Here is a 25,290-nt window from a genome sequence, read left to right on the forward strand (position 1 = left end):
AATTGAATATCCTATTATTTTTTTACGTCAATCGCTGAAGTAATATCGTTCCAATCAGCAGCTAAATTAGCAGTTTTACCGTACCAATCCGCATGTTTGAATACAACACCTTTTCCATAGCCTTGTGTTGAAGTATGCTCCCAAAGTGTCGTTGAATAACTTGCTGAAGGTGATGCTGTACTTACAGAGGAAATTCTGTCGTTCCAGCTAGATGGTAAGTTTTTAAAGCCGCTGCTCCAGTAAATATATTGGCCACCTTTATCTTTATGTTCATAAAAATCAGTACTACCAGCACCGCTACCTAAAGGATTAATTTTATTTTTAAGTACTTTTTTATCCTTTTCAATATAAGCATCTAATGTTTCGCGGCTAGTAAAACCATAAGCTAGCCAATCTCCATTTTCATTTTGCTCTGGTAATACCATAGTAATTTGGATATCTTTCTTATCCTGATCACTTAATTTTGTAAGTGAATTAACATTCTGTTCATCCACTTTTAAATAATCAAAAGACTTAATTGTGTTACCTTTTTCTTCAGCACTTGCTACCCCTAGTCCTCCAGTTAATGCAAATCCCGCTACTAATGTACCTGCTACTAATTTCTTCAACATATAACCATCCCTTTTTGTTTAGATTTTGTACATGTGAATCTTTGTACTAGTAAAATGTATTCTAATTATCTACTATTGTAAATATTCTGAAGTTTTAGAAATAAAAGGCGGAATATTTACAGTTTTGCATTTTTTCTTTAGAAAAAATAGTTATTGGAATGATATAATAAATAGATGTATCGCTTTTGTTGGATGTTAAAATGTTTTAGGAGGGAAGCTATTGAAATATTTCAATAAAGATTGGTATAAAGAAATGCAAGTGTCTGGATTTTTAATTTTTTCAGAAACAGTAGAAGAATGGGAAGAGATGTTGCGAGAGAGCGAAAAGGTAGGAATAGATTATAAGCAAAGTTTGAGAGAAGACGTGGAAGAAAAGAAAGAAGATTTATTAAAGTTCCTCCCTAAATCACTGCATCCATACATTCATGACAATACAATTAATTCAGAATACCCAACGGAAAAATTAAAGAGACTTATGCTTGAGTGGACAAAAGATTATGAGAAAAGAATGAATGATTTAGAGCAAGCCTATATAGATAATTATAAGTCTATAAAAGAAAAGCTCGCGCAGAATGTCGTTCAACTACATGAATACTCACTACATGACAGTGTAGTCAAATCAGTGGAGAGAAAATCAGAATCTACGCTAATTATAACTTTAGATTGCAGTGGTACTTTCAGTGAATTTGATAAACTACAAGTAACTTTTACAGGAGTAACGAAATGTTCTATTCCGGAAAATTTTGAAGGTTCTTGGTGGTTAAGTCATGAAATAGATCTTGCTGGAGAGGGTTTTGAACTAGGGGTTTTATTTGACTATCCATTTAGAGAAGTAACGATTTGCGCAGCCGATGTATTACTTGAAGAGAGATAATTTTGCATGGAGTATTACAAATGTTTGACAGGATACAGAAATAAAGTTATTGTAGATATATGAAGTCTACAATAGGAGCTGTACTATGAAATATTCTAAAGCTACAAATTATGCTCTTCATACAATGCTTTTTCTGGCAAAGGCAACACCCAATAAGTTAGTTAGCGTTCACCAATTAGCAGAAATGCAAAATGTTTCATCAACGTACTTGTCTAAAATACTAACTAAGTTAACAAAGGAAGGGATGATACATTCATCATCTGGTCCAAAAGGTGGTTATTCGCTTAGTCATAATTGGGAAGATATTTCATTTTTAGATATTATACATGCGATTGAAGGTAAAACATCATTGTTTGAATGTTGTTTACATGAAAAACCTGGATGTTTAATTAATGAAGCAATGCTCGCAGCAGAAGAGAAAATGGAAGAAGAGTTACGAAATCAAAAAATTGTAGATCTTGCGAAAAAAATAAAAGTGGATTTTTAATCCGCTTTTATTTTTAAAGATATTAAAGATAAAAGAACTCTTTAATATCTTTAATTATAGTTAAATTTATTCATTCATGGAGGATATTTGCTTATGAAATATATAGACTGTGCAGTAATAGGTGCAGGACCAGCCGGACTTAATGCGAGTTTAGTTTTAGGAAGAGCTCGTAAACAAATAGCGTTATTTGATAATAAAACGAATAGGAATCGTGTAACACAAAATTCTCACGGATTTATTACGCGTGACGGGATTAAACCTGAAGAGTTTAAGGAAATAGGATTAAATGAATTGATGAAGTATCCATCAGTTCATTATTATGAAAAAGCAGTTGTAATGATAACAAAACAATCCACTGGTTTATTTGAAATTGTGACCAAAGATCACACGAAATATTTGGCAGAAAGAGTTTTATTAGCGACGGGTATACAGGAAGAATTCCCATCTATTCCTAATGTTCGAGAATACTATGGGAAAAGTTTATTTAGCTGTCCGTATTGTGATGGATGGGAATTAAAAGATCAACCGCTCATTATTATTTCTGAAAACGAAGATTATACGTTGCATATGACAAAATTAGTTTATAATTGGTCTACCGATTTGGTAATCGCAACAAATGGTAATGAGCTAAGTCAAGCTATTATGGATGAACTGTCTAATAAAAATATACCTGTTATTACAGAACCTATACGTGCACTACAAGGCGAAGAAGGTTATTTAAAAGAAGTAGAGTTTTATTCAGGTTTACGGATTGAAAGGGCTGGAGGATTTATAGTACCTACTTTCTTTAGACCAAATCAATTTATAGAACAACTTGGTTGTGAGTTGCAAAGTAATGGAACTTTTGTAATTGATGATTTTGGACGTACTTCAGAAAAAAATATTTACTTAGCAGGAGAAACAATGATTCAAGGACCATCCTCATTAATTATTGCTGCATCACATGGGAATAAAGCAGCAATAGCTATTAATAGTGATATTACAGATGAGCGGTTCTAACTAGAAAATGATATGAAGAAGGAGAGATGATGATGAATAACTTTTGGAATGATCGATATAAATCAGATGAATATTTTTACGGGGAAGAACCTAATACATTTATTAGAGAACAAGCATTTCGTTTAGCAAATCATAATAAAGTAATAGCTTTCGCAGAGGGAGAAGGTAGAAATGCTATATTTCTAGCAAGACAAGGACATAAAGTGACAGCTATTGATTACTCGGAAGATGGATTAGAAAAGACAAAAAAATTGGCTATGAAGCATAACGTAGACGTACACACACAAAAAGTAGATTTATTAGCTGATAGTTTGCCAGTAAATGAATATGATGCGGCAATTATGGTATTTGGACATTTTCATAATGATCATCAAAAAATGATATTAGATAAAATGATACAAACGATAAGGCCTGGTGGATTAATAATGTTTGAAGTTTACTCCAAAAAACAAATCAATTATGGTACTGGTGGGCCAAAAGATATTGATATGCTGTATGATCCAATTGATATTCTTACTTGGTGTGAAGAACATGAGGTAATTCATTTCTTTAATGGGGAACAAGAGCGAGTTGAAGGGAAAGGGCACACTGGTTTAGCTGATGTAATTCAAGTTGTTATTAGTAAATCAATGTAAATGTTAATGAAAAATAGATACATGAGTGTAAAAAGACCAGTCATTTAAGACTGGTCTTTTTATTTAGATACTAAATGATCCAGCTTCCAATATGTATCTGTTAACGGTGCAGCTTTGCTATCTATGTATAGATACATATTATTTAAATCTTTTGGTGAAGTTTTCAGTTCAAATACAACGTCAGTAGTTAAAGAGAATTCATGTGGAACATTTTTATAGTGCTCGTCATATATCGGATGTGCTTCACCTTCATATTTCTGACCAGTTTTTTCATCTTGTATGAAATATTTTATTTCCGAAAGATCAATAGTTTGTCCATCGTCTCGAACATTATTAATCATAACACGAGTAGTAATGCGCCGTTCTTTGTCTATTTTTTCAAACTTTGCATTTTCAACAGTTGCTCTATAGTATTCGTTTTTAACTATTTCACCATAACGCATTGCATTCTTTTCAAGAGCGCCCTTTTCTTGTTTTGGTGCAGTATTCCCATTACATCCTGCCATTAGTCCTGTAAATAATAGTGCTGTACAAGTTACTTTCATTATAGATTTCATAGTAATTCCTTTCTGTGTTAAAAAGTAAAACATAGGAATAATTTTACATCAATAGGAAGATAAATGGAAGTGTGTTTGTGGAATATGTAAATATACATTTATTTCGTTATCCAGTTAAGAGAATAGAAAGAGGGAAAAAGCTGAATAAAACGGAGTGAATAAGAATTGAAAATATTGTAAAGCGGAAGAGACATGCATATAATTAAAATAAGGATAAGATTTCAGAGTCTTCAATAATGGCGGTGAACACATGTTTACTGAAGAGCGTAGAGAGAAAATTTTAGAGTTACTTAAGAAAAATGGAAGGGTAATTGCAAAGGATCTTGCGGAAAGTTTCGATATGTCTATCGATTCAATAAGAAGAGATTTGTCTATTATGGAGAAGGATGGCTTATTAAAAAGAACACACGGAGGTGCAATTGAACTTGCTAGAGTAAGGAATTTAGCTGCCAAGCCATTGAAACGTTATAGTAATGGTTCTGTATATGAAGATGCAATTGCAAAAATCGCAGCTTCTTATATACAAAAAGGAGATTCCGTTTTTATTGGTGGAGCTTCTATTCATTATGCCATGTTAAAATATTTACCTGAAACATCATTTACAGTTATTACGAATGCTTTAGAAATTGCTAGTACGTTACGGGAATATAAGAACATTGATACGTACTTAATTGGTGGAATGGTGAAACCATCAGGAAATATGACAGATACACTTGCCTCAGAGTTGATAAGTAGATTTTCTATTGATCTTAATTTCTCTACAGGTGGTGGCATTTCATTAAACGGTATAAGTACTGCAACACCGGAAGTTGCTTTTTTTAGTAAAACAGTAAGTAAGATTGCTAGAAGAAATATTTGTTTAGCTCCTCATAATAAACTTGGAATAGACTACTTTATAAAAGGAGAGTCACTGATTGAAATCGACCTTATAATAACAGATTCGGAGGCTAGTAAAGAAACGATTCAAGAATTTGAGAAACAAGGTAAAGAAATTATAATAGCATCAATAGACTGCATTTAAAAGGAGTTTAACATGATTATAAAAAGGCAAGAGTTTCACATAAATGGATTAGTTTATACAATTCGTTCTGCAGCTGAAACAGATGCGGAACAGTTATCGGAAATTAGAGTTCAGATCGATGGAGAAACTGAAAATATGGATAGAGAAGCTGGAGAGGGATTTATAGATAAGATAGGATTCCAAAACATAATAAAAACAGATAGTGAAGAGAGTAAGAACCTGTTTTTAGTTGCGGAAGTACATGATCGAATCGTTGGATTTTCAAGATGCGAAGGCTCAAATTTGAAGAGATTATCTCATAAAGTAGAATTTGGCGTTTGTATTTTAAAAGAGGTTTGGGGATATGGAATAGGTAAGAGTCTATTGCAACAATCTATTCATTGGGCTGATGAAAATGAGATTAAAAAGATATCATTACAAGTATTAGAGACAAATGAAAAAGCCATTCAGCTATATAAAAAATTAGGTTTTGAAGTAGAAGGTATTTTAAAAAATGATAAAAGGCTGTCGGATGGGAAGTATTATAATACGGTAGTAATGGGAAGGTGTATTTGAGTCTGTTCATAAAAGAGGTGAAAATATATGTTTTACAGAAGAAAGTACTATATAGTAAAGAATGAATTTGTAGAAATATTTAATGAGCATTTTAATAACACGAATTTACCTAATCAGTTAAAGTATGGTTCCAGGCTAATAGGACGCTGGATGAAAGATAATAAGAATGGTACGAGCGAAGTGTTTGCCATATGGGAATATGATAGTTATGAACAGTATAAAGAAATAGAATCAAAGATTAGAAATGACGAGAAGCATGCTAGAAGAATACATGAATGGTATGAAAAGCATGGCGGAAGAGAATATGTTTTACAGGAGTACATAGTAGAGATGAAAAATGAAGAGTTAGTATGTACTATAAAGTGATAGAGAGGTGAGAGATGGTGGGAATGAAAACAAAATTATATTTTAGTGTAGCAGCTACTATTTTATTTGCAATAGCCGTAATTATTTTCTTTATAAATGGTAATCCACAAATGTGGTTTTGGTTATGTATTTTCTTTGCGTCCATTGTACAAAACATAGTGCTACTAAAAAAGAATAAAGAAGCGTATTAAGATATTCAAATTATTAACATATTTGTGTCGTCTTTCTAGTTTTGTTGAAAACGCTTTTATTCAGTTTTATAATAAAAGTATGTTTTTTACAGATCTCCAAAACAATAAGTAGGGAGATGATACAATGTTAGCTTCACCGTTTTACTTACATACATGGAAAAAGTTTGTTGATGAAGGTGTCCTTGATTCGAACCGTATAAACGAAAGAATTTCAGAGTCATGGTATCGATGTAAACAAGCAAATGTGAATCCTCATATGAATAAAGGTCAGAAAATTTTGTCTTCTGATATTTTTCAAGACCAAAAGAAAAAGAGTGAAATCTTCTTAGATATAGCGATACCTCAAATACAAAATATGAGAAAAACCATTGATGAACTGCAAATGATGGCATTATTAATCGATCCAGACGGTTACGTTCTATCGTTAAGTGGAAATAAACAAACGTTGCAACGAGCGAAACAGATTAATTTCATTGAAGGTGTGAAATGGACGGAAGCGGCTGTTGGTACAAATGCGATAGGAACAGCGCTTGAGATTGAAGAGGCTATTATGATAAGTGGTACAGAGCATTATTCTGTCGCATCTCATAGCTGGAGCTGTGCGGCTGCTCCCATTCATAACGATGATGGGAAATTAATTGGTGTTCTAGATTTCTCCTGTCCAATTGAATTTTCGCATCCATATATGCTCGGAATGGTAACTTCGATTGCACATGCGATTGAACGTGAATGTAGTATTCGAGTACATCAAAATGAACTGCATTTAATCCATCGTTTTTTAGATGTAATTGATAGTGATGAACAAGTTGTAATTTGTAATCATCGTGATGTTATCGTTTCTGCGAGCAAGAGGGTTCGGGAACGAGTATGTAATTGGTCACGAATGAAACTTGCAGATTTAATGCACTATGGATTGAAAACTAAATTAGAAGTTCCAGTATACAGTAATAATAGAATGATTGGGAAATGTATTTATGTAAAGGAAAATAAACAAGTAAAATCATTTTCGACGTCCCCATTTATAAATGGCATCACTTTTCCTGGAGTAATTGGGACAAGTAGTGCATTTCAACATACATTAGAAGAAATTAAGCTTGTATCACCAACTGACGCAAGTGTATATGTTTGTGGTGAAACAGGTGTAGGAAAAGAATATGTAGCGAGAGCGATTCATGAAAATAGTCCAAGAAAAAATGGCCCTTTTATAGCTGTTAACTGCGGTTCATTACCGAAAGAATTAATGGAAAGTGAATTGTTCGGTTATGCTGAAGGAGCATTTACAGGTGCACGGCGCCAAGGATATAAAGGGAAATTCGAACAAGCAGACGGAGGAACAATATTTTTAGATGAAATTGGTGAAGTGCCACCAGAGATGCAAATCGCATTATTGCGTGTTTTACAAGAACGAACAGTAACCCCAATTGGCAGTTCAAAAGAGGTACCGGTAAATATTCGTATTATTACTGCGACACATAAAGATTTATTGCGATTAGTAGAAGAAGGGAAATTTCGTCAAGATTTATATTATCGTTTACATGTTTATCCACTATATGTTCCATCGTTAATAGAAAGAAAAGAGGATATTCCGTACTTCATACAACAATTTTGTGAACGAAAGAATTGGAATATTGTATTTCCAAAAAGTATTTGTAATCAATTTGCGCTGCATACATGGCCCGGAAATATTCGGGAATTATTAAATGTATTAGAACGCATATACATTTTGTCGCAAGGACGGGAAATATGCGAAAAACAAATCTCTTTTTTATTACAAACAATGATGGGAAATCAACATCAGCTTGAATTGCAAACAGAAAATAAAACAGAGAATACATTGAATTTCCGTGAAAAAATACAGCGTGATAGTATGATTGAAGCGCTAGAAAAGACGAATGGAAATGTTTCGTTAGCTGCAAAACTTTTAGATGTACCTCGAAGTACATTTTATAAACGGATGCAAAAATATAAGTTATAAAGTAGATTTTTGTAATCTACTTTTTCTTTATGGGCTCATGTTCTGTCGGAATGTGCGCTTACCGGGGAAATAATAGAATAGTTAGAAATTAATTTCCGAAAGGGGTACTTATGTGAAGTATATTGAAATTGGCATCGGAAATAAGTGGTTCGTTCGAACAGAAACTGAAAATAAAGATGGAACTGAATTTGAAGAACGAGGAATTATAAAACCTATTTATTTTGAGTCGTTATATGTACGAATATGGTTTCGGAAAACGTGTTTAATTTTAGATACGAAAGAAGGATTTAAAAAGGTTAAAAAGAGGAGGATTGAATATAAATTTATTTTTGGAATTGTAAGTAGACCGAATGAAGAAAAAGTACGCTAGTTGGCACCTGTAATTTAAGGAGCTATCAATATACAACTGATGAACCAATACCGCGATTTCTTAAAATAGATTACAGTATTACACTCGATGTAATTTCGTCATGAAAACCTCTTAAAGAGTGTGAAATGTTTGAATGGAGAGGAAGCTATTCGTCTTCAGTTGTGCTTATTGTTTTTAGGAGAATACCATATTTTAAACCGACTAACTTTTTAGATGTGTATGCAATTGAAGCACTAGAACGTTTTATAATCGCATATGAAGGAACGATTGAATAAACCATTACTTAACATTTTGGGTAATGGTTTATTTTTATGAAGATTTCTCGTTAAATATTTCAGTAATTGGGGATTTATCTTTCTTATCTTGATAGAAATGTGGCGGTACCCCTTAAGGTAATGATAAAAAAATAGGAGAGATTATTATAAAAGATTAAATTTTCAGAATTATTATTGAATTTTTTAGTAATATGTGTTAATCTTCTATCAATCGCAAATGTGAAGTTTAGACTTCGTGTTTTCGATTGATAGAAGTTTTAAATTCATTTAGGAAGGATGACATGTTTGGATCTGAAAAAAATTATTCAACAGGAATATAATCAACTTTCTAAAGGTCAACAAAAAGTTGCTAAATATTTATTAGAACAACCAGGCGAATTTGCTGTTAAATTAGCAAGTGAGATTGGTGAGCAAGTTGGAGTCAGTGAAACAACGGTGATTCGTTTTTGTTACTCTATAAAACTATCGGGATTTTCTGAACTTCAAAAAATGGTTCGGGAGCAACTGCTTTTAATGCAAAGCAGTCTTGGACAATACTTTTCTAGCAAACTCGAGTTAGCTGAACAACCTCATTTTTATGCAAAAGTCATGGAACGAGATTGTCAATATATACAACAAACAATCAATAATATTGATGAAAATGAGATTGAACAGGTTGTTGATCAATTAATAAAAACGGAGAAAATCTATGTTTTAGGGTTAAAATCTTCTTTTTCTGCAGCTAATTGGCTTACAATGACTCTTGGTTTAGTGAGGGGAAATGTTCAAATTCTTCATCCGGAAACAAACGATTTGCTTTGTACTTTAAGCGAGATGGATCATCGATCAACTTTAATTACTATTTCGTTTCATCGTTATTTGAAAGAAACAATTAAAGTGGCTGAGATGGCTAAGGAGCAAGGAGCTTTTGTGATTGGAATTACTGATTCACCACTTGCTCCAATTAGGGAATATGCAGATGCTATTTTTTCCATGTATTCATCTGAGAGGTCAACGATTGATGCTACTCCGGTACTGTTTTCGTTTTTGAATGCTATTGTTGCCGGTGTTTCTATCAAAGATAAAGAGCGATTTGAAAAGCGTAAGGACCGATATGAAAAGCTGAATGGAGATTACTTTTTTGTATAAAGTGAGGAGAAGAAAAATTGAAGGAATATATACAAGAACTTAAGTCGACGATTGATTCAGTCTACGAATACTTACATAATCATCCAGAAATTAGTTGGAAGGAATATAAAACAACGGCATATATCCAACGTTTTTTACAAGAACGGGGCTTTATTGTGCAAACCTTTGATGATTGTCCAGGTCTTGTCAGTGAGGTAGGAACCGGAGACTTTTGCATTGCTTTACGTACAGATATGGATGCGCTCTGGCAAGAGGTTGATGGTCAATTTCAAGCGAAACATTCTTGCGGTCACGATGCACATATGGCCATAGTTCTTGGTACAATGCTTTTATTTCAAAAGTTAGATGTTTCCACTGTTAAACTTAAATTCATTTTTCAACCTGCGGAAGAAAAGGGAACAGGCGCATTAAAAATGATTGAAAAAAACGTGTTGGATGATGTGCATTTTTTATATGGTGTTCACCTTAGACCAATTCAAGAATTACAAGATGGTCAAGCTATACCTGCAATTTATCATGGGGCAGCAAAATTTATAGTAGGTGAAATCCATGGTGAAGATGCACATGGAGCACGACCACATCTGGGGCAAAATTCGATTGAAATTGGGGCTTCTATAATTAATGAAATGAAAAGCATTCATTTAGACCCGATGGTGCCTTACACCGCGAAAATGACAAAGTTCTATGCCGGGAGTGAGGCAGGAAATATTATTCCAGGTAAAGCATCATTTAGTATAGATTTGCGTGCGCAAACAAATGGAGTCATGAATGAACTTACCGAAAAAATCGAGAATATTGTTAAGAGTATGGAAAAGATTTATGGGGTTGAAATTGAGCTAGAAACAAAAGCGAGTGTAGCTGCCGCTGAGGTAAATAAAGAAGCTCAGCATTTCATGAAAAAAGCGATTGTGGAATCCTTAGGTGAACAACTGCTTCGAGAGCCTATAATTACTTCAGGTGGGGAAGATTTTCATTTTTATACGTTAAAAAATCCAACCGTTAAAGCAACTATGTTGGGATTAGGGTGCGATTTGCAGCCAGGACTTCATCATCCGCAGATGACCTTTAATCAAAATGCTATATATACTGGTATAGAAATTCTAGCAAGGACAGTATTAAATACAATAAAAGCATATAAAACGGGGGAGTTAGCGTGAATTCACCAATTGAAATACGTGAATTAAACAGTTATCACGAGATGAAGTTTGTGCAAAATCTTGAAAAAGATGTATGGAATATGGAACCAATTCCTCTTCACCAAACAATTACAGCTTCCCAAAATGGAGGTCTTTTACTAGGAGCTTTTATAAATGAGGAAATGATTGGATTTTGCTACAGTTTTCCTGGTTTTCTTGAAGGACAAAACTATCTATGTTCCCACATGCTTGGTATTCATCCAAGTCATCAAGGAAAAGGAGTTGGAGTTAGACTAAAACAAGTTCAAAAAGAACTTGCTTATGAAAAGGGATATAACTTAATCACATGGACGTATGATCCACTTGAAACACGAAATGCTTATTTAAATTTATCGAAGTTACGTGCTTTTTGTTCTACATATATGGAAAATTGCTATGGAGAAATGGAAGATAACTTGAATCGGGGACTTCCTTCGGATCGTTTTAAAGTTGAATGGTGGATTAATAGTTCTCATATTTCTAAACGGCAAGAGGATTATATGAAACAAGCGCAACATATTTTTCAGTGGATACAATCGAAGAATCATTTGCCAAAACTTATAAATATTGAGCAAGGTCTACATTGTATTGCTACTATGGATCAACCTATATTAGTACCGGTACCATCTAGCTTTCAACAAGTGAAAAATAAAGATTATGAACTTGCAATTGATTGGCGTTTTAAAACGAGGGAAATCTTTCAAACTTTATTTTCATATCAGTATGTTGCTGTTTCATTAATAAAAGATACTAATGAACTTGTGCACTATTATGTTTTTGTCAAGCAACAAGACTTAGAGAAGAACGGAATTATGAGAAGGATTCAATAGCGGAGGATAAAAATACACTTATACTTATCTAAATATAGAGGGGGAAATGAAAAATGATAGTAAAAGAGATTATTTTACGACGTATAAAAATGCAATTGAAAGCGCCGTTCACGACAAGTTTTGGAACATTCCAAGACAAAGAGTTTCTCTTGCTTGAAGCGAAGGATGAAAACGGTATTAGCGGATGGGGAGAATCGGTTGCATTTCATTCGCCCTGGTATAACGAAGAAACTCTAAAGACAAATTGGCATATGTTAGAAGATTTTATTATTCCTAGTATACTCAATAAAGAAATTGAACATCCACAGGAAGTATTTGAATGCCTATCATATATTCGTAAGAACAATATGGCAAAGGCTGCTATTGAGGGTGCTATTTGGGACTTATATGCAAAGCAAAAAGGAATTCCGCTCGCATTCGCCCTTGGTGGAGAGAAGAAAGCAATAGAAGTTGGGATTAGTATTGGCATCCAGGAAAAGGTTGACGATTTACTTCAATTGGTTGATGAGTATGTTAATGAAGGATATAAAAGAATGAAAATAAAAATAAAACCGGGTTGGGATGTCGAGGTGATCAGGGAAGTCCGGAAACAGTTTCCTAATGTTCCATTGATGGCTGATGCCAATTCTGCCTATCGACTAAAAGATATAGAACGATTAAAAGAGCTTGATGAATTTGATTTAATGATGATTGAGCAACCTTTAGCCTCAGATGACATCGTTGATCATGCGCAGTTGCAAAGGGAACTTTTAACTCCAATTTGTCTGGATGAGAGTATTCATTCTTATGAGGATGCTAGAAAAGCAATTGAACTAGGAAGTTGTAAGATTATCAATATAAAAATTGGAAGAGTTGGAGGGCTAACTGAGTCTAAACAAATACATGATTTGTGCCAGGAACAAGGTATTCCAGTTTGGTGCGGTGGTATGCTGGAATCGGGTATAGGGAGAGCACATAATATTGCTTTAACAACATTATCAAACTTTATTATGCCTGGCGATACTGCAGGATCTTCTCGCTATTGGGAGCAAGACATTATAGAACCTGAGGTAGTTGTTGAAAATGGAATGATTATCATTCCAGAGCGACCAGGGATTGGCTATGAACCAGATCGAGAAATGATTAAGCGATTTACAGTTTTTGAAAAAAAATATATTTAATATAGCTAAAGGGAGGACGTGTTCCTCCTGGTCTTTATTCACATTAATTTATCAGAAAATTCAGATTAAAAAGGAGGTAAGTATGAAGGAAAGTACTCGAATTGCAGGGGCATTTATTGGTTTAATTGTCGGAGCAGGATTTGCTTCAGGACAGGAGGTTTTACAATTTTTCACAAATTTCGGATGGGTAAGTATTCTGGGAGCATGTGTTGCAACTATTCTTTTTGCATTTTTAGGAATGAATTTAACTCAACTGGGCAGTCGTTTACAGACAAATTCTCATAAAAATGTGATTTACTACATTTGCGGCTCATACCTCGGTATAGTTGTTGATATAATCATAACATTTTTCTTATTTGGTGTAACAGCTGTCATGATGGCTGGGGCAGGTTCGATTTTTGAACAGCAGTTTGGTATTCCAAGTATTATCGGTAATATCATTATGACTGTATTAACTATTGTAACAGTTTGTTTTAATATTCAAAGGGTTATTTCGATAATTGGGCTTGTTACACCGTTTTTACTTGTGCTTGTTATCATCATTGCTGTTTATTCTTTTATTACAATGGATATGGGTTTTAATGAATTGCAACAAATTGCAGATAAACAAAACGCAGCTGCATCTAATTGGGGATTAGGAGCGTTATTATACGTTTCATATAACATTGCCGCAGGTGCTGCTATGCTTATCGTGATGGGAGGAACGATAAAAGATGAAAAAAAAGCGGGACTTGGAGGGATATTCGGTGGTATAGGATTAGGCATCCTTATTTTACTTATTAATCTTGGTATGCTCACTAAACTAAATAAAATTACAGACGTAGATATGCCTATACTATTTTTGGCTAATGAGATTTCTCCAATATTTGGCATGCTGATGTCTATTGTATTATTAGGTATGATTTACAATACTGCAGTAGGAATGTTATATGCTTTCACAGCAAGGGTTATAAAACCAGAATTACCAACATTTAAAATGTTTGTTGTTCTATTTGGAATTGTGGCATTTAGTGCTAGTTTTATCGGATTCACTAAATTAGTAGGAACTATATATCCTATAACGGGCTATCTTGGATTCATTCTTATTGCCTCTATCACCATTACCTGGCTTAGGGGTAAAAAGCGAATGAAGAATGCTATTACTAAAATAGACGCTTAATTACAAAATATAGATATTATACGTGAATTTAAGTATTAGAAAGAGAGGATTATTTATTTCATTTAGAAAGAGAGGATTATTTATTTCATTTAGAAACAAATATCCTCTTTTCTATGCATAGTAGAAGTCTTATAAATAAAGTTTGCACGAATGCAAACTCAAATAAATTATAGTACTGTATTTGGTTTTGTTGAAAAAAATTATGTGTTTTATGCAACATCTTCTTTCTTATCATTACTTCTACCGTTTTGGCAAAGTTAAAAACACCTAGCCAGGAGTCTATGAATCAGTATTGTTTCGAATTGGATTTAAAAGGGGTGAAATATATGTCAATCTCATTATATTATAGAAAGATTCGCGAACAATTAGGCCATGAACTAATTCTAATACCGAGTGTAGCTGCTGTTATTAAAAATGAGCAAGGGGAAATCTTATTTCAATATCCTGGCGGAGAATACTGGAGCTTGCCAGCTGGAGCAATTGAGCCTGGAGAAACTCCAGAAGAAGCGGTAGTTCGTGAAGTGTGGGAAGAAACAGGATTGAAAGTGCAAGTAAAAAAACAAAAAGGGGTGTTTGGAGGAGAAGAGTATCGCCATACATATCCGAATGGCGATCAAGTAGAATATATTGTTGTTGTGTTTGAATGTGAAATTACTAGTGGGAAACTGAAATCAATAGATGGTGAATCTTTAAAACTACAATATTTCTCATTATCTGAAAAGCCTCCTTTAGCACTACCATACCCTGATAAAATATTTTTATAGATGTAAAATAGCACACCTTATTTATTGAAGGTGTGCTATTTATATAACCCGGTCGTATACATCTCAGTTAACGTATGCACAATCTCCTCTAAGTCGATCTTTTTATCATTTTGCACAATAGTCCAAAGAAACATCTCATTCATAGCGAACCAAGCACGCGCTACAATTTCTTTATTTAATTCAGTATGTGCTAATCCACTTTTTTGAGAGTGCGTAATATCCTGCGCAATACTGTTTATAAATCTTTCTCGAATCTCATCCCATTTTTGACGTATCTCTTTTGATAACCCGATCGCTTCTTCTACAACTTGTAAAATTGCTCGTTCTTTCTCTGCTAATTGTAGAAATGCTTTAACTTGATTTTGAATCATTGTACGTGCTTCTTCTGTCGTTTGAGGCGAAAAAGAGCGCTCAGCGATATTATAAAATTGATTCATAACATCTTCCATTAAAACGATGAGGAGATCATCTTTGTTTTTAAAGTATACATATGCCGTGCCATAACCGGTTTCAGCGTATTTAATAATTTGTGTAATTGTCGTTTTTTGAAATCCGTTACGAATAAAAATAGTGTAACCAGAGTGTAATAGTTTCTTCTTTGTTTCTAAGGAGCGGTGTTTTCTTGATGAAAGAGTAGTGTTTTTCAAAGAATCACCTCTTTATACTGAAATATCTGAAAATATAACTGTATTGTAAAAGAAATTCATATATAAAGTCAACTGACATAATATCATTGACGTTATATCAACTAAGGTGATATATTTCAATTAGTTAGAATAAAAAGAAAATTAAGAGAAGGTGACACCATGTATAAAGAACCATTTCAACCAACTTATGAGTATGCGCTTGAATGTGATAAACATGATGAACTGAAAGATTTTCAAACTGAATTTTATAAAAAAGAAGGAACAATATATTTAGATGGAAACTCATTAGGGCTACTTTCAAAAAGAGCAGAGAAATCGTTACTTACTTTGCTAGATTCATGGAAAGAGTATGGCATTGACGGCTGGACCGAGGGTGAGCATCCGTGGTTTTTCCTTTCGGAGAAATTAGGTGAATTGACTGCACCTCTTATTGGAGCTTTACCAGAAGAAACTATTGTAACCGGTTCCACGACAACGAATATTCATCAAGTAATCGCAACTTTCTATGAGCCGAAAGGAATTCGGACAAAAATTCTTGCTGATGAATTAACATTCCCGTCCGATATATATGCACTTCAAAGTCAAATTCGATTAAAGGGCCTAGATCCAGATGAGCATTTAGTACGAGTGAAGAGCCGAGACGGTAGAACACTTTCTGAAGATGATATTATTCATGCGATGACAGATGATGTCGCTTTAATTTTATTGCCTTCTGTACTGTATAGAAGCGGCCAAATTCTTGATATGAAACGTTTAACAGCGGAAGCACATAAGCGTGGTATTCATATCGGGTTCGATTTATGTCACTCAATCGGTTCTATTCCGCATCATTTCAAAGAGTGGGATGTTGATTTCGCGATTTGGTGTAATTATAAATACTTAAATGCGGGACCTGGTGGCGTTGCAGGGCTTTATGTAAATAAAAAGCATTTTAATAGACTTCCTGGATTATCAGGTTGGTTTAGTTCTAGAAAAGATAAGCAGTTTGATATGGAACATACATTAACAGCTGCTGATCATGCAGGTGCTTATCAAATTGGTACACCACATGTATTAAGTACTGCACCTTTAATCGGTTCTCTTGAAATTTTTAAAGATGCTGGTATAGAACGTTTACGCGAAAAATCATTACATATTACAAGATACATGCTTAATTTGATTGATCATGAATTAAAAAATTTCGGATTTACAATTGGAAATCCATTTGAGGATGAAAAACGAGGCGGGCATATTTATTTAGAGCATGCAGAAGCAGCACGTATATGTAAAGCGTTAAAAGCAAATGGAGTAATTCCAGATTTTAGAGCGCCAAATGGAGTGAGACTTGCGCCAGTTGCTTTATATAATACGTACGAAGAAGTATGGCAGTCTGTTATGATTTTAAAGAAAATTATGAAAGATGAAGAGTATAAGCAATTTGAAAATAAGCGAGAGGTTGTGGCATAAGTATGAAAACATCAGAGTGGATTGATATTTCACAACCGCTAAATAATGATATTGCTACTTGGCCAGGGGATACACCGTTCTCGTATGAAGTATCATGGTCAAAAGAAGAGAGTGGCTCAGTAAATGTCGGAAAGTTAACTATGAGTATTCATACAGGCACTCATATTGATGCACCGTTTCATTTTGATAATGATGGAAAGAAAGTGTTAGATTTAGATATTCAAGTTTATGTCGGACCTACGCGAATCATTGACGTTTCTAATCTTGAAAGCATTGGGAAAAAGGAATTAGAGAAATTTCATTTAGAAGGCGTAGAACGCTTGTTGTTACGCACATCTTCACATTGTAAAGCGAATGAATTCCCAGATATAATCCCGCATTTACGTGCGGATATAGCACCGTTTCTTTCAGAAAAAGGTATACGTTTAATTGGGGTGGATGTACCATCAGTTGATCCATTAGATGATAAAGAATTAGCAGCGCATCATCAATTGTTTAAACATGGTATACACATTTTAGAAAATGTCGTACTAGATCATGTAGCAGATGGCGATTACGAACTAATCGCATTACCACTTGCCTTATCAGATGCAGATGGAAGTCCAGTTCGAGCAGTTATTAGACCAATATAAGTAGAAATATATAAAAGGGGCGTTTGGCTAATATGAAAGAAAATGAAAAGGTAATTATGGAAAAAGGGATTCATACGGACTTTAAAGAGAATATGACGTACGGGGAATATTTACAATTAGATAGTTTACTATCTTCTCAAAAGAGATTGTCAGACCACCATGATGAAATGTTGTTCATCGTTATTCACCAAGCAAGTGAGCTTTGGATGAAGCTTATTTTACATGAGTTACATGCAGCAATTGAATCTATTAAACAAGATAAATTACAACCAGCTTTTAAAATGTTAGCACGTGTATCAAAAATTCAGTCTCAAATTATTCAATCTTGGGATATTCTTGCGACATTAACACCATCCGAGTACATTGAATTTCGTGACTCGCTCGGTCAAGCTTCAGGTTTTCAATCGTATCAATATCGTATGATTGAGTATGCACTTGGTTATAAAACGCCGCATGCATTGAAAATTTATGAAAAAGATCCAGAATTACACGCTCGACTTCATACAGCGCTACATGCACCAAGTTTGTATGATGTCGCAATTCAAGCTCTTGTAAAAGAAGGATTCCCAATTCATAAAGACGTGTTAAATCGTGATATTACGCAGCCATACGAAGAAGATGCAACAGTAGAAGCAGCATGGTTAGAAGTGTATGCAGATGTGAAAAAATATTGGAATTTATATCAGCTTGCTGAAAAACTTATCGATATTGAAGATTGGCTACAACAATGGCGTTTCCGTCATATGAAAACAGTAGAACGCATTATCGGACATAAAATGGGAACAGGCGGCTCTTCTGGTGTATCTTATTTAAAACGAGTACTTGATCAACGTTTCTTCCCAGAGCTTTGGAATGTTCGCACGAAATTATAAAAACAAACCTGTCAGTTCATTACTGGCAGGTTTGTTTTTTTATTTGAACACAAGTATGTTTTAATTAAAGCTACAAGATATAATAAATTAGGTAATGATTTAATTGGAGGTAAAGTATTGGATTTCAAGCAGCTAGAAAATAAATTTGAAAAGAAAAAAGTAAATACATTTCTTGTTTATCAAAAAGGGGAATTAACAACTGAGTATTATAAAACACCCGAGTGTGCAAATAACTTATATAAAATAAATTCGATTACAAAAAGTATCGTATCTTTATTAATTGGTATTGCAATTGATAAAGGCTATATAAATGATATACATACACCGATTACAGAGTGGATTGAAAATGTACCTGAGGGAAAACATGATTTGACGCTTTATCACTTATTAACAATGACTACTGGTGAGGAGTGGAAAGAGTTTGGAAATGGAGTAGTATTCCCGAATGACTTTGTAGAATCAGCGAACTGGGTGCAATATATATTAGAAAAACCAATAATTGAAGAACCCGCTACAAAAATGAATTATAACTCAGGTTCTTCGCATTTGCTTAGCTACATTATCCAAAAAGCTACTGGAATGTCGACAGAGCAGTTTGCGAAAAGGTACTTATTTAATCCGTTAGAGATTACAGAATATAAGTGGCAACAAGATTCCCAGGGAATATATGTCGGTGGTTTCGGTATGAAAATGAAATCTAAAGATTTATTAAAACTCGGAATATTATGTTTGCAGAATGGAATTTGGCAGGGGAATGAAATTGTATCATCGAAATGGTTAGAAGAATCAAGTACACCTCTATTTGAAACGTATGAACATGTCGGGGCATATGGATATCACTGGTGGGTATTGAATAACGAAAGATTTCACATACCGTATTGTATGTACTTTGCTATGGGATATGGAGGGCAATACATCGTTATCATTCCGCAGTTAGAGGTCATTGCTGTAATAAGTAGTCATATGCCTAAACGTGGGCTCGTTCCATTAAAGTTATTTATTGAGCATATACAAGAGAATTGCAATTTTCAATAAGGGTACAAGTAGATCTATTCAATCCATTTCAATTGTTTCATTTCTTCACAATTGAAAGTAATTTAGAAATAAAAACCTCACTGTTTATAATGTAAACAGTGAGGTTTTTATTTTATCTACTCGTCTTCTGAAACGATACCTTAATAAATTTCTCTGTCTTCGTTTCAAACTCTACATCAACAAAAACACCATATTCTTTTCCGTCCTCACGTAGCCATAATTTAAATTTTTCAACTGTTATTTGAACGGTTTTCGGTTTTCTACCTATATGAAGATAATCAATTATATCAGCTTTCGGGTATTGTTCTTTCGTCTTTTCTACAGCAAGCTTACCCCATTTTGCATATGGCGGCTGTGCATGAACAATTGATGAGCCTGTATATACATTTGAACATGTTGTCAGGAACAGAAGGACGAGTGCGACACGCTTTAACAAATTCTTCATAATGAACTCCTTTTATCCTTTTTTATATTGTTTACATTTTCTTTCTACGATATTAGTTTGGATTTTTTTGTCGTCTTTACATAAAAGCGAGGCTTTTACAAAACATAACCAAGAAATCATTTCCGTAATTAAGGAGGGAAAATTATGCGCCAAAAAGCTGTTTTTAAAATAGCAGTTTTGCTTGCGTTCATAGGACTGTCTTTCATGGTCAGTAGTATACAACTAAAAAATGTAGAAGCCTTTTCTAATCAAGTCATTCAAAGGGGAGCATCTGGCGAAGATGTCATTGAACTGCAATCTCGTTTGAAATATAACGGATTTTATACAGGAAAAGTGGATGGTGTTTTCGGCTGGGGTACATACTGGGCACTTCGAAATTTTCAAGAGAAATTCGGTTTACCTGTTGATGGTTTAGCTGGAGCTAAAACGAAGCAAATGCTCGTGAAGGCAACAAAGTATGATAAGTCAACTGCTAATAAAGGAACGACAACGAATAAAGGAAATAGTGGTGGTACAGTACAAGAAAATAAACCACCTCAAAATAAAGGGACAAATGTTCCAAATGGTTATTCCCAAAACGACATTCAGCTCATGGCAAACGCAGTATATGGAGAGTCTCGTGGGGAGCCGTACTTAGGACAAGTTGCAGTCGCTGCGGTTATTTTAAATCGTGTTACAAGTGCATCATTTCCAAATACCGTTTCGGGTGTAATCTTTGAGCCAAGAGCATTTACAGCGGTAGCAGACGGACAAATATATTTAACGCCAAATGAAACCGCGAAAAAGGCTGTATTAGATGCAATTAATGGATGGGATCCAACAGGAAACGCATTGTATTATTTCAATCCAGATACTGCAACAAGTAAATGGATTTGGACTCGTCCACAAATTAAAAAGATCGGGAAACATATTTTCTGTAAATAGAGCGGAGGTGGAACTATGTTACGAGGTATTATAATCGTATTATTAACAGTTGGTGTAGTTGGAACTGGATACTGGGGCTATAAAGAGCACCAAGAAAAGAATGCAGTATTAATTCGAGCAGAAAATAGCTATCAACGTGCGTTTCATGATTTAGCGTATGAGGTTGATTTATTGCACGATAAAATTGGAACAACGCTTGCGATGAATTCTCGCGCATCTTTATCGCCTGCATTAGCAGATGTATGGAGATTAACATCGGAAGCACGTTCGGATGTAGGACAACTTCCTTTAACATTAATGCCTTTTAATAAAACGGAAGAATTTTTAGCGAATATCGGTGATTTTAGTTACCGTGCAGCCATTCGTGATTTAGAAAAAGAACCATTAAATGATCAAGAATACAAAACGTTGCAAACTTTATACTCAAATGCCGGAAATATACAAGATGAACTAAGAAAAGTGCAACATCTTGTTTTGAAAAACAATTTACGTTGGATGGATGTTGAGATGGCACTCGCATCAAATCGTGATCCTGCAGACAATACAATTATTGACGGATTAAAGACAGTAGAAAAAAATGTAACATCGTATTCATCTACAAACTTCGGACCGACCTTTACAAGTGCACAAAAAAATAAAAAAGGTGGATTTGCAGCAGAAGGAAAAGCAATTTCAAAAGATGAAGCGGCGAAAATTGCAAAATCGTTTTTAAATTTAAAAGGAAATGAAAAAGTAGAAGTCGAGAAAAGCGGAAAAGGTGCGAAAGAATCTTTCTATAGTGTGAAAATTAAAGACGAGGCAACTAATAATGAGTTTTATATGGATATTACCGGAAAAGGCGGATATCCAATTTGGGTTATGAATAATCGAGAAATTAAAGAACAGAAAATTAGTTTAAACGATGCAGGAAGTAAAGGTTTGAAATTCTTAAAGGAACATAAGTTTCATAATATGGAGCTTTATGATAGCTCACAATATGATAATGTTGGAGTATTTACGTATGTAGTAAATGAGAATGGCGTACGAATTTATCCAGAGGCAATTCAAATGAAAATTGCTTTAGATGACGGTTCTATCGTCGGATTTTCGGCGAAAGAATATTTAGCATCACATCAAAAACGAACAATCCCTTCGGCAAAGCTAACCGCAGCAGAAGCAAGAAAGAAAATAAACCCTGATGTAAAGGTAATGGAAGAGCGAAAAGCAATGATAGTAAACGATTTGCATAACGAAGTACTTTGCTATGAATTTGTAGGTACGTTAGGGAAAGATACGTACCAAATCTTCATTAATGCAAATAGCGGAGCAGAAGAAAAAGTGAAGAAAATGCAAGCTGTTGAAAAAATTTATGATTAAACTTTAATGGTGAAGTGGTGAGAATAATGAAAATCTTAATATATATATTGATGGTTTGTTTTTTAATAACTGGATGTAGTATTGGAAAAAAGGATAGTCCAAACGAAAAGTCAGAGCAAAAAAATGTTTCGATGAAAAATGTTAATTATACGAACAAGTCAAATAAGCCAAATGAAAAAGCGGCGGACCATCTAGCATCTTTAGCAGCAAGTGTGCCAGGTGTGAATGATGCGACAGCGGTAGTAGTTGGGAAATATGCTATCGTAGGAATTGATGTAAAAGCGAAACTTGATCGAACTCGTGTTGAATCCATTAAATACTCTGTTGCAGAAAGTTTGAAAAACGATCCTGATGGTGCTAATGCAGTTGTTGTAGCAGATGTTGATACGTATGAAAGACTGAAACAAATTGGAAAGCAAATTAAAAAAGGAAAAACAGGTGAAGGTATACTGGATGAGTTAGCAGCAATTGTTGGCCGAGTAATGCCACAAGTTCCAAATGACATGATTGAAAATCGAGAAACGAATCCAATAAAAGATAATGATAAACAATTACCAAAAGATGAAGAGCAAGAACTGAGAAAAGAACAGAATGACCAATCAAATAATCATTTAAATAAATAAATTTAACAGTAACCCTGTACTAAATTGTACAGGGTTTTTCAATATAATATTAAATATTCAGTTTATTTTTAAGGGAATATATGGTTTAATTATGATGGGAGGGACAACTGTTATGATGAAAAAAAGCACATTAATATTATGTAGTTTATGCTTAGGTTTCAGTATGACAGCATGTGAACAGAAGAAAGAAGTAAAAAAGCAAACAGCGACTTCTTCTACTGTGATGGAAAATCAGAAGAAAGAATATATCAATATAAATCATTTTTCAAATATAAATGAAGGAATGACTTATAAAGAAGTGAAAGATTTAATTGGTTTTGAAGGGGATTTACTCATAGAAGAAGGTGTAGAACATTCTACACAAATTAAGCAAATTTTTGCTTGGAAGGGTAGCAATCCAACTGCATTAGTTGAAATTACCTTTTTAGATGGAAAAGTACATTCTAAAGTGCAGCAAGGCTTAAGTTAATAAGTTGAAAATGGGAGAGTTTAGCATGAACATACATACAGGGGAGATTCAATTAGTTCCGTATAAAGAGGAATATAAAGAAGTTATAGAAACATTTACTTTACCAAGTGAACAAGTTCAATTTACGTCGGACCCAGCTGAATTATTGAAAAAAGCAAAAAATGATCCTACAAAAAATGTCATTGTTATTTTAGATTACAATGGGGTACCTGTTGGTCTTTTTGCATTGCAAACAGGAGATAGAGTACAGGAATTCACAGAAAATGAAAACGCTTTACTTTTAACTTCGTTTTCTATAAATCACAATAGGCAAAGGAAAGGCTATGCTAAAAAATCACTGGCATTATTACAAGAGTTTGTACAACGTTATTTTCCGATAAAAAATGAAGTTGTACTTGCTGTGAATGAAAAAAATATTCCAGCACAAAATTTATATGAAAAAGTTGGTTTCCAAGATAAAGGGCTTAGAAGAATGGGACCAATTGGTCAACAAATTATAATGCATTTACCTATTATGAAATAACAATAAAAAAACTTACTCTTGCATAGCAAAGTAGTAAGTTTTTTTATTTAGAACAATATATGTTGTAAAATATATAAATAAACGAAATAGAAATGAAGGAAATACAAATGAATCAAGTTAGAAAATGGAATATTATTGGTGGAAGGGTGATAAAAACAGGAATTGCGGTTTTTCTTACAGTTCTAGTTTGCGAATTTTTCAATATACCAACTATTTTTGCTGTTATTACGGCAATTGTAACGATTGAACCAACAGCAACGGATTCTATAAAAAAAGGACTAGTTCGTTTTCCAGCTTCAACAATTGGATCGGCGTATGCAATGACTTTCACATTTTTCCTAGGTCATCAGGCTCTTTCTTATGCGTTAGCGGCAATGTTTACAATCGTTACATGTCAAAAACTAAGGCTACACGCTGGAACGTTAGTCGCAACTTTAACTGCTGTTGCAATGATTCCCATTACGGCAGATCATTATTTTACTGCATTTTTAATTCGATTAGCTACTACATCTACTGGTATTATAGTGTCTACTGTAGTCAATTTTTTTATTTTGCCACCACACTATGTTAAAACAATTTCGGGATGTACAGAGGAGCTATTTGTTAAAACGGCAAATGTTATGGAGGAATGGCTTACTGCGTTAATGGATGGGAAAGTTATAAAAAAGGAGACAACCTATAATCTTTCTAAATTAACTGTATTATTACATAAAGCAGTACAATTTGTTCAATATGAGCAAAAAGATTGGAAATACCATCGACATACAAAAAAAGAAATGAGAAGCTTTTTACTTGTACAAAAGCAACTTCATTTATTACAGCAAATTATTTATCATATAGATAATTTAGCTCGAGCACCAATTGAAACATGTGATTGGTCACAAAATGAAAAAGAAGTTTTGCGACGAACAATTCATTCTATAATTTCTATATTAAGAAATCATTGTGAAAAAATAGATAAGGAACATTTTAAACTGATTGATGAATTAGATAAGCAATTTTGGACTAATAAAAATGATTTAGCACATTGTAAACCGAATCAATATCATCATCATTTTTCAAGCGAATCTATCATTTTATTTGAGATATTATCTATACATGATATGTTAGAGGAATTAAAACAAATATTCGAGAAATATGAGAGTGAAAATCAACTTAATTGCTCAGTTCATTAAAATGTGGAGGA

The 25,290-nt window shown here is 33.9% G+C and carries 30 protein-coding genes and 1 pseudogene; 27 read left to right on the top strand and 4 right to left on the bottom strand.

From position 1 onward, the window contains the following. Positions 1–14: 14 nt before the first annotated feature. Positions 15–611: a hypothetical protein gene (locus MR147_RS06255; RefSeq protein ID WP_000914447.1), complete on the bottom strand. Its 597-nt coding sequence runs from the start codon at positions 609–611 to the stop codon at positions 15–17. Between the two features lie 220 nt (positions 612–831). Here MR147_RS06255 and MR147_RS06260 point away from each other — a divergent pair, with 220 nt between their 5' ends. The 4 genes from MR147_RS06260 to MR147_RS06275 all read left to right on the top strand — a co-directional run bounded on the left by MR147_RS06260 (position 832) and on the right by MR147_RS06275 (position 3,606). Further along, on the top strand, positions 832–1,485 hold the full coding sequence (locus MR147_RS06260; RefSeq protein WP_242303812.1) for a DUF4085 family protein: 654 nt from the start codon (positions 832–834) through the stop codon (positions 1,483–1,485). An 85-nt stretch (positions 1,486–1,570) separates the two neighbouring features. Beyond that, positions 1,571–1,972, top strand: a complete 402-nt coding sequence (locus tag MR147_RS06265) for an Rrf2 family transcriptional regulator (RefSeq protein ID WP_074608684.1) — start codon at positions 1,571–1,573, stop codon at positions 1,970–1,972. Positions 1,973–2,065: 93 nt separating this feature from the next. Next, positions 2,066–2,971: an NAD(P)/FAD-dependent oxidoreductase gene (locus tag MR147_RS06270; RefSeq protein ID WP_242303813.1), complete on the top strand. Its 906-nt coding sequence runs from the start codon at positions 2,066–2,068 to the stop codon at positions 2,969–2,971. Positions 2,972–3,000: 29 nt separating this feature from the next. After that, on the top strand, positions 3,001–3,606 hold the full coding sequence (locus MR147_RS06275; protein ID WP_074608687.1) for a class I SAM-dependent methyltransferase: 606 nt from the start codon (positions 3,001–3,003) through the stop codon (positions 3,604–3,606). Between the two features lie 59 nt (positions 3,607–3,665). Here MR147_RS06275 and MR147_RS06280 read toward each other — a convergent pair whose 3' ends face one another. Continuing rightward, positions 3,666–4,163 carry a hypothetical protein gene (locus MR147_RS06280; RefSeq protein WP_074608689.1) on the bottom strand — a complete coding sequence of 166 codons (498 nt, stop codon included), beginning with the start codon at positions 4,161–4,163 and terminating at the stop codon, positions 3,666–3,668. Between the two features lie 250 nt (positions 4,164–4,413). Between MR147_RS06280 and MR147_RS06285 the strand changes: the two genes are divergently transcribed. The 13 genes and pseudogenes from MR147_RS06285 to MR147_RS06345 all read left to right on the top strand — a co-directional run bounded on the left by MR147_RS06285 (position 4,414) and on the right by MR147_RS06345 (position 15,132). Next, positions 4,414–5,184: a DeoR/GlpR family DNA-binding transcription regulator gene (locus tag MR147_RS06285; RefSeq protein ID WP_074608691.1), complete on the top strand. Its 771-nt coding sequence runs from the start codon at positions 4,414–4,416 to the stop codon at positions 5,182–5,184. A gap of 12 nt (positions 5,185–5,196) precedes the next feature. Beyond that, positions 5,197–5,739 carry a GNAT family N-acetyltransferase gene (locus MR147_RS06290; protein ID WP_074608693.1) on the top strand — a complete coding sequence of 181 codons (543 nt, stop codon included), beginning with the start codon at positions 5,197–5,199 and terminating at the stop codon, positions 5,737–5,739. A 27-nt stretch (positions 5,740–5,766) separates the two neighbouring features. Then, entirely contained in the window at positions 5,767–6,105 is a 339-nt protein-coding gene (locus MR147_RS06295) for an NIPSNAP family protein (protein WP_071728964.1), read from the top strand. Between the two features lie 23 nt (positions 6,106–6,128). After that, positions 6,129–6,296 (top strand): hypothetical protein, encoded by a 168-nt coding sequence (locus MR147_RS06300; protein ID WP_242303907.1) that lies wholly within the window; start codon positions 6,129–6,131, stop codon positions 6,294–6,296. Positions 6,297–6,420: 124 nt separating this feature from the next. Beyond that, entirely contained in the window at positions 6,421–8,271 is a 1,851-nt protein-coding gene (locus MR147_RS06305; RefSeq protein ID WP_074608695.1) for a sigma-54-dependent Fis family transcriptional regulator, read from the top strand. 112 nt (positions 8,272–8,383) lie between these two features. Next, the gene (locus MR147_RS06310) at positions 8,384–8,641 is read left to right on the top strand and encodes a DUF3977 family protein (RefSeq protein WP_074608696.1); all 258 of its coding nucleotides are present in this window, start codon (positions 8,384–8,386) and stop codon (positions 8,639–8,641) included. A gap of 105 nt (positions 8,642–8,746) precedes the next feature. Further along, a pseudogene (locus tag MR147_RS27140) lies at positions 8,747–8,910 on the top strand (ABC-F type ribosomal protection protein); the annotation flags it as partial. Between the two features lie 291 nt (positions 8,911–9,201). After that, complete coding sequence (locus tag MR147_RS06320) at positions 9,202–10,044, top strand: MurR/RpiR family transcriptional regulator (RefSeq protein WP_000364407.1); 843 nt, start codon at positions 9,202–9,204, stop codon at positions 10,042–10,044. A gap of 17 nt (positions 10,045–10,061) precedes the next feature. After that, the gene (locus MR147_RS06325) at positions 10,062–11,201 is read left to right on the top strand and encodes a M20 peptidase aminoacylase family protein (protein ID WP_074608698.1); all 1,140 of its coding nucleotides are present in this window, start codon (positions 10,062–10,064) and stop codon (positions 11,199–11,201) included. 41 nt (positions 11,202–11,242) lie between these two features. Continuing rightward, positions 11,243–12,049, top strand: a complete 807-nt coding sequence (locus MR147_RS06330; protein ID WP_074608715.1) for a GNAT family N-acetyltransferase — start codon at positions 11,243–11,245, stop codon at positions 12,047–12,049. A gap of 53 nt (positions 12,050–12,102) precedes the next feature. Next, positions 12,103–13,209, top strand: a complete 1,107-nt coding sequence (gene menC, locus MR147_RS06335; protein ID WP_074608700.1) for an o-succinylbenzoate synthase — start codon at positions 12,103–12,105, stop codon at positions 13,207–13,209. A gap of 82 nt (positions 13,210–13,291) precedes the next feature. Then, complete coding sequence (locus tag MR147_RS06340; protein ID WP_074608701.1) at positions 13,292–14,368, top strand: YkvI family membrane protein; 1,077 nt, start codon at positions 13,292–13,294, stop codon at positions 14,366–14,368. Positions 14,369–14,694: 326 nt separating this feature from the next. Next, complete coding sequence (locus MR147_RS06345; protein WP_074608703.1) at positions 14,695–15,132, top strand: NUDIX hydrolase; 438 nt, start codon at positions 14,695–14,697, stop codon at positions 15,130–15,132. A gap of 35 nt (positions 15,133–15,167) precedes the next feature. Here the strand turns inward: MR147_RS06345 and MR147_RS06350 are convergent, their stop codons facing one another. Then, the gene (locus MR147_RS06350) at positions 15,168–15,779 is read right to left on the bottom strand and encodes a TetR/AcrR family transcriptional regulator (RefSeq protein ID WP_074608705.1); all 612 of its coding nucleotides are present in this window, start codon (positions 15,777–15,779) and stop codon (positions 15,168–15,170) included. 159 nt (positions 15,780–15,938) lie between these two features. On the opposite strand from MR147_RS06350, the gene kynU reads away from it, so the two are divergent. From kynU to MR147_RS06370, 4 genes are all read left to right on the top strand, one after another. Further along, entirely contained in the window at positions 15,939–17,225 is a 1,287-nt protein-coding gene (kynU, locus tag MR147_RS06355; RefSeq protein ID WP_074608706.1) for a kynureninase, read from the top strand. Positions 17,226–17,227: 2 nt separating this feature from the next. Further along, positions 17,228–17,857, top strand: a complete 630-nt coding sequence (kynB, locus tag MR147_RS06360) for an arylformamidase (protein WP_074608708.1) — start codon at positions 17,228–17,230, stop codon at positions 17,855–17,857. A gap of 32 nt (positions 17,858–17,889) precedes the next feature. After that, positions 17,890–18,729, top strand: coding sequence for a tryptophan 2,3-dioxygenase (kynA, locus tag MR147_RS06365; protein WP_074608709.1), 840 nt, complete (start codon positions 17,890–17,892; stop codon positions 18,727–18,729). Positions 18,730–18,846: 117 nt separating this feature from the next. Further along, positions 18,847–19,764, top strand: coding sequence for a serine hydrolase domain-containing protein (locus MR147_RS06370; RefSeq protein WP_074608711.1), 918 nt, complete (start codon positions 18,847–18,849; stop codon positions 19,762–19,764). A gap of 112 nt (positions 19,765–19,876) precedes the next feature. Here the strand turns inward: MR147_RS06370 and MR147_RS06375 are convergent, their stop codons facing one another. Then, the gene (locus MR147_RS06375) at positions 19,877–20,209 is read right to left on the bottom strand and encodes a YqzG/YhdC family protein (RefSeq protein ID WP_074611035.1); all 333 of its coding nucleotides are present in this window, start codon (positions 20,207–20,209) and stop codon (positions 19,877–19,879) included. Between the two features lie 144 nt (positions 20,210–20,353). On the opposite strand from MR147_RS06375, the gene sleB reads away from it, so the two are divergent. The 6 genes from sleB to MR147_RS06405 all read left to right on the top strand — a co-directional run bounded on the left by sleB (position 20,354) and on the right by MR147_RS06405 (position 25,279). Then, entirely contained in the window at positions 20,354–21,133 is a 780-nt protein-coding gene (gene sleB, locus MR147_RS06380) for a spore cortex-lytic enzyme (protein ID WP_242303814.1), read from the top strand. A 15-nt stretch (positions 21,134–21,148) separates the two neighbouring features. Then, positions 21,149–22,489: a germination protein YpeB gene (gene ypeB / locus MR147_RS06385; RefSeq protein ID WP_074611033.1), complete on the top strand. Its 1,341-nt coding sequence runs from the start codon at positions 21,149–21,151 to the stop codon at positions 22,487–22,489. Between the two features lie 26 nt (positions 22,490–22,515). Continuing rightward, the gene (locus tag MR147_RS06390) at positions 22,516–23,112 is read left to right on the top strand and encodes a YhcN/YlaJ family sporulation lipoprotein (RefSeq protein ID WP_074611031.1); all 597 of its coding nucleotides are present in this window, start codon (positions 22,516–22,518) and stop codon (positions 23,110–23,112) included. 112 nt (positions 23,113–23,224) lie between these two features. Then, complete coding sequence (locus MR147_RS06395; RefSeq protein WP_074611029.1) at positions 23,225–23,581, top strand: hypothetical protein; 357 nt, start codon at positions 23,225–23,227, stop codon at positions 23,579–23,581. A 25-nt stretch (positions 23,582–23,606) separates the two neighbouring features. Then, positions 23,607–24,104 carry a GNAT family N-acetyltransferase gene (locus MR147_RS06400; RefSeq protein ID WP_074611027.1) on the top strand — a complete coding sequence of 166 codons (498 nt, stop codon included), beginning with the start codon at positions 23,607–23,609 and terminating at the stop codon, positions 24,102–24,104. Between the two features lie 107 nt (positions 24,105–24,211). Beyond that, positions 24,212–25,279, top strand: a complete 1,068-nt coding sequence (locus MR147_RS06405; protein ID WP_242303815.1) for an aromatic acid exporter family protein — start codon at positions 24,212–24,214, stop codon at positions 25,277–25,279. Positions 25,280–25,290 lie beyond the last annotated feature (11 nt).

It is taken from the genome of Bacillus cereus group sp. BfR-BA-01350 (assembly GCF_022663775.1).
Classification (GTDB): Bacteria; Bacillota; Bacilli; order Bacillales; family Bacillaceae_G; genus Bacillus_A; species Bacillus_A paranthracis.

Excerpts from the sequence above, each read along its gene's own strand:
- kynB (WP_074608708.1), top strand. The coding sequence starts at position 17,228 with ATGAAAACATCAGAGTGGATTGATATTTCACAACCGCTAAATAATGAT.
- kynU (WP_074608706.1), top strand. The coding sequence starts at position 15,939 with ATGTATAAAGAACCATTTCAACCAACTTATGAGTATGCGCTTGAATGT.
- menC (WP_074608700.1), top strand. The coding sequence starts at position 12,103 with ATGATAGTAAAAGAGATTATTTTACGACGTATAAAAATGCAATTGAAA.
- MR147_RS06280 (WP_074608689.1), bottom strand. The coding sequence starts at position 4,163 with ATGAAATCTATAATGAAAGTAACTTGTACAGCACTATTATTTACAGGA.
- ypeB (WP_074611033.1), top strand. The coding sequence starts at position 21,149 with ATGTTACGAGGTATTATAATCGTATTATTAACAGTTGGTGTAGTTGGA.
- sleB (WP_242303814.1), top strand. The coding sequence starts at position 20,354 with ATGCGCCAAAAAGCTGTTTTTAAAATAGCAGTTTTGCTTGCGTTCATA.
- MR147_RS06275 (WP_074608687.1), top strand. The coding sequence starts at position 3,001 with ATGATGAATAACTTTTGGAATGATCGATATAAATCAGATGAATATTTT.
- MR147_RS06330 (WP_074608715.1), top strand. The coding sequence starts at position 11,243 with ATGAAGTTTGTGCAAAATCTTGAAAAAGATGTATGGAATATGGAACCA.
- kynA (WP_074608709.1), top strand. The coding sequence starts at position 17,890 with ATGAAAGAAAATGAAAAGGTAATTATGGAAAAAGGGATTCATACGGAC.
- MR147_RS06285 (WP_074608691.1), top strand. The coding sequence starts at position 4,414 with ATGTTTACTGAAGAGCGTAGAGAGAAAATTTTAGAGTTACTTAAGAAA.
- MR147_RS06405 (WP_242303815.1), top strand. The coding sequence starts at position 24,212 with ATGAATCAAGTTAGAAAATGGAATATTATTGGTGGAAGGGTGATAAAA.
- MR147_RS06390 (WP_074611031.1), top strand. The coding sequence starts at position 22,516 with ATGAAAATCTTAATATATATATTGATGGTTTGTTTTTTAATAACTGGA.
- MR147_RS06295 (WP_071728964.1), top strand. The coding sequence starts at position 5,767 with ATGTTTTACAGAAGAAAGTACTATATAGTAAAGAATGAATTTGTAGAA.
- MR147_RS06270 (WP_242303813.1), top strand. The coding sequence starts at position 2,066 with ATGAAATATATAGACTGTGCAGTAATAGGTGCAGGACCAGCCGGACTT.
- MR147_RS06375 (WP_074611035.1), bottom strand. The coding sequence starts at position 20,209 with ATGAAGAATTTGTTAAAGCGTGTCGCACTCGTCCTTCTGTTCCTGACA.
- MR147_RS06395 (WP_074611029.1), top strand. The coding sequence starts at position 23,225 with ATGATGAAAAAAAGCACATTAATATTATGTAGTTTATGCTTAGGTTTC.
- MR147_RS06340 (WP_074608701.1), top strand. The coding sequence starts at position 13,292 with ATGAAGGAAAGTACTCGAATTGCAGGGGCATTTATTGGTTTAATTGTC.
- MR147_RS06265 (WP_074608684.1), top strand. The coding sequence starts at position 1,571 with ATGAAATATTCTAAAGCTACAAATTATGCTCTTCATACAATGCTTTTT.
- MR147_RS06300 (WP_242303907.1), top strand. The coding sequence starts at position 6,129 with ATGAAAACAAAATTATATTTTAGTGTAGCAGCTACTATTTTATTTGCA.
- MR147_RS06255 (WP_000914447.1), bottom strand. The coding sequence starts at position 611 with ATGTTGAAGAAATTAGTAGCAGGTACATTAGTAGCGGGATTTGCATTA.
- MR147_RS06400 (WP_074611027.1), top strand. The coding sequence starts at position 23,607 with ATGAACATACATACAGGGGAGATTCAATTAGTTCCGTATAAAGAGGAA.
- MR147_RS06305 (WP_074608695.1), top strand. The coding sequence starts at position 6,421 with ATGTTAGCTTCACCGTTTTACTTACATACATGGAAAAAGTTTGTTGAT.
- MR147_RS06290 (WP_074608693.1), top strand. The coding sequence starts at position 5,197 with ATGATTATAAAAAGGCAAGAGTTTCACATAAATGGATTAGTTTATACA.
- MR147_RS06345 (WP_074608703.1), top strand. The coding sequence starts at position 14,695 with ATGTCAATCTCATTATATTATAGAAAGATTCGCGAACAATTAGGCCAT.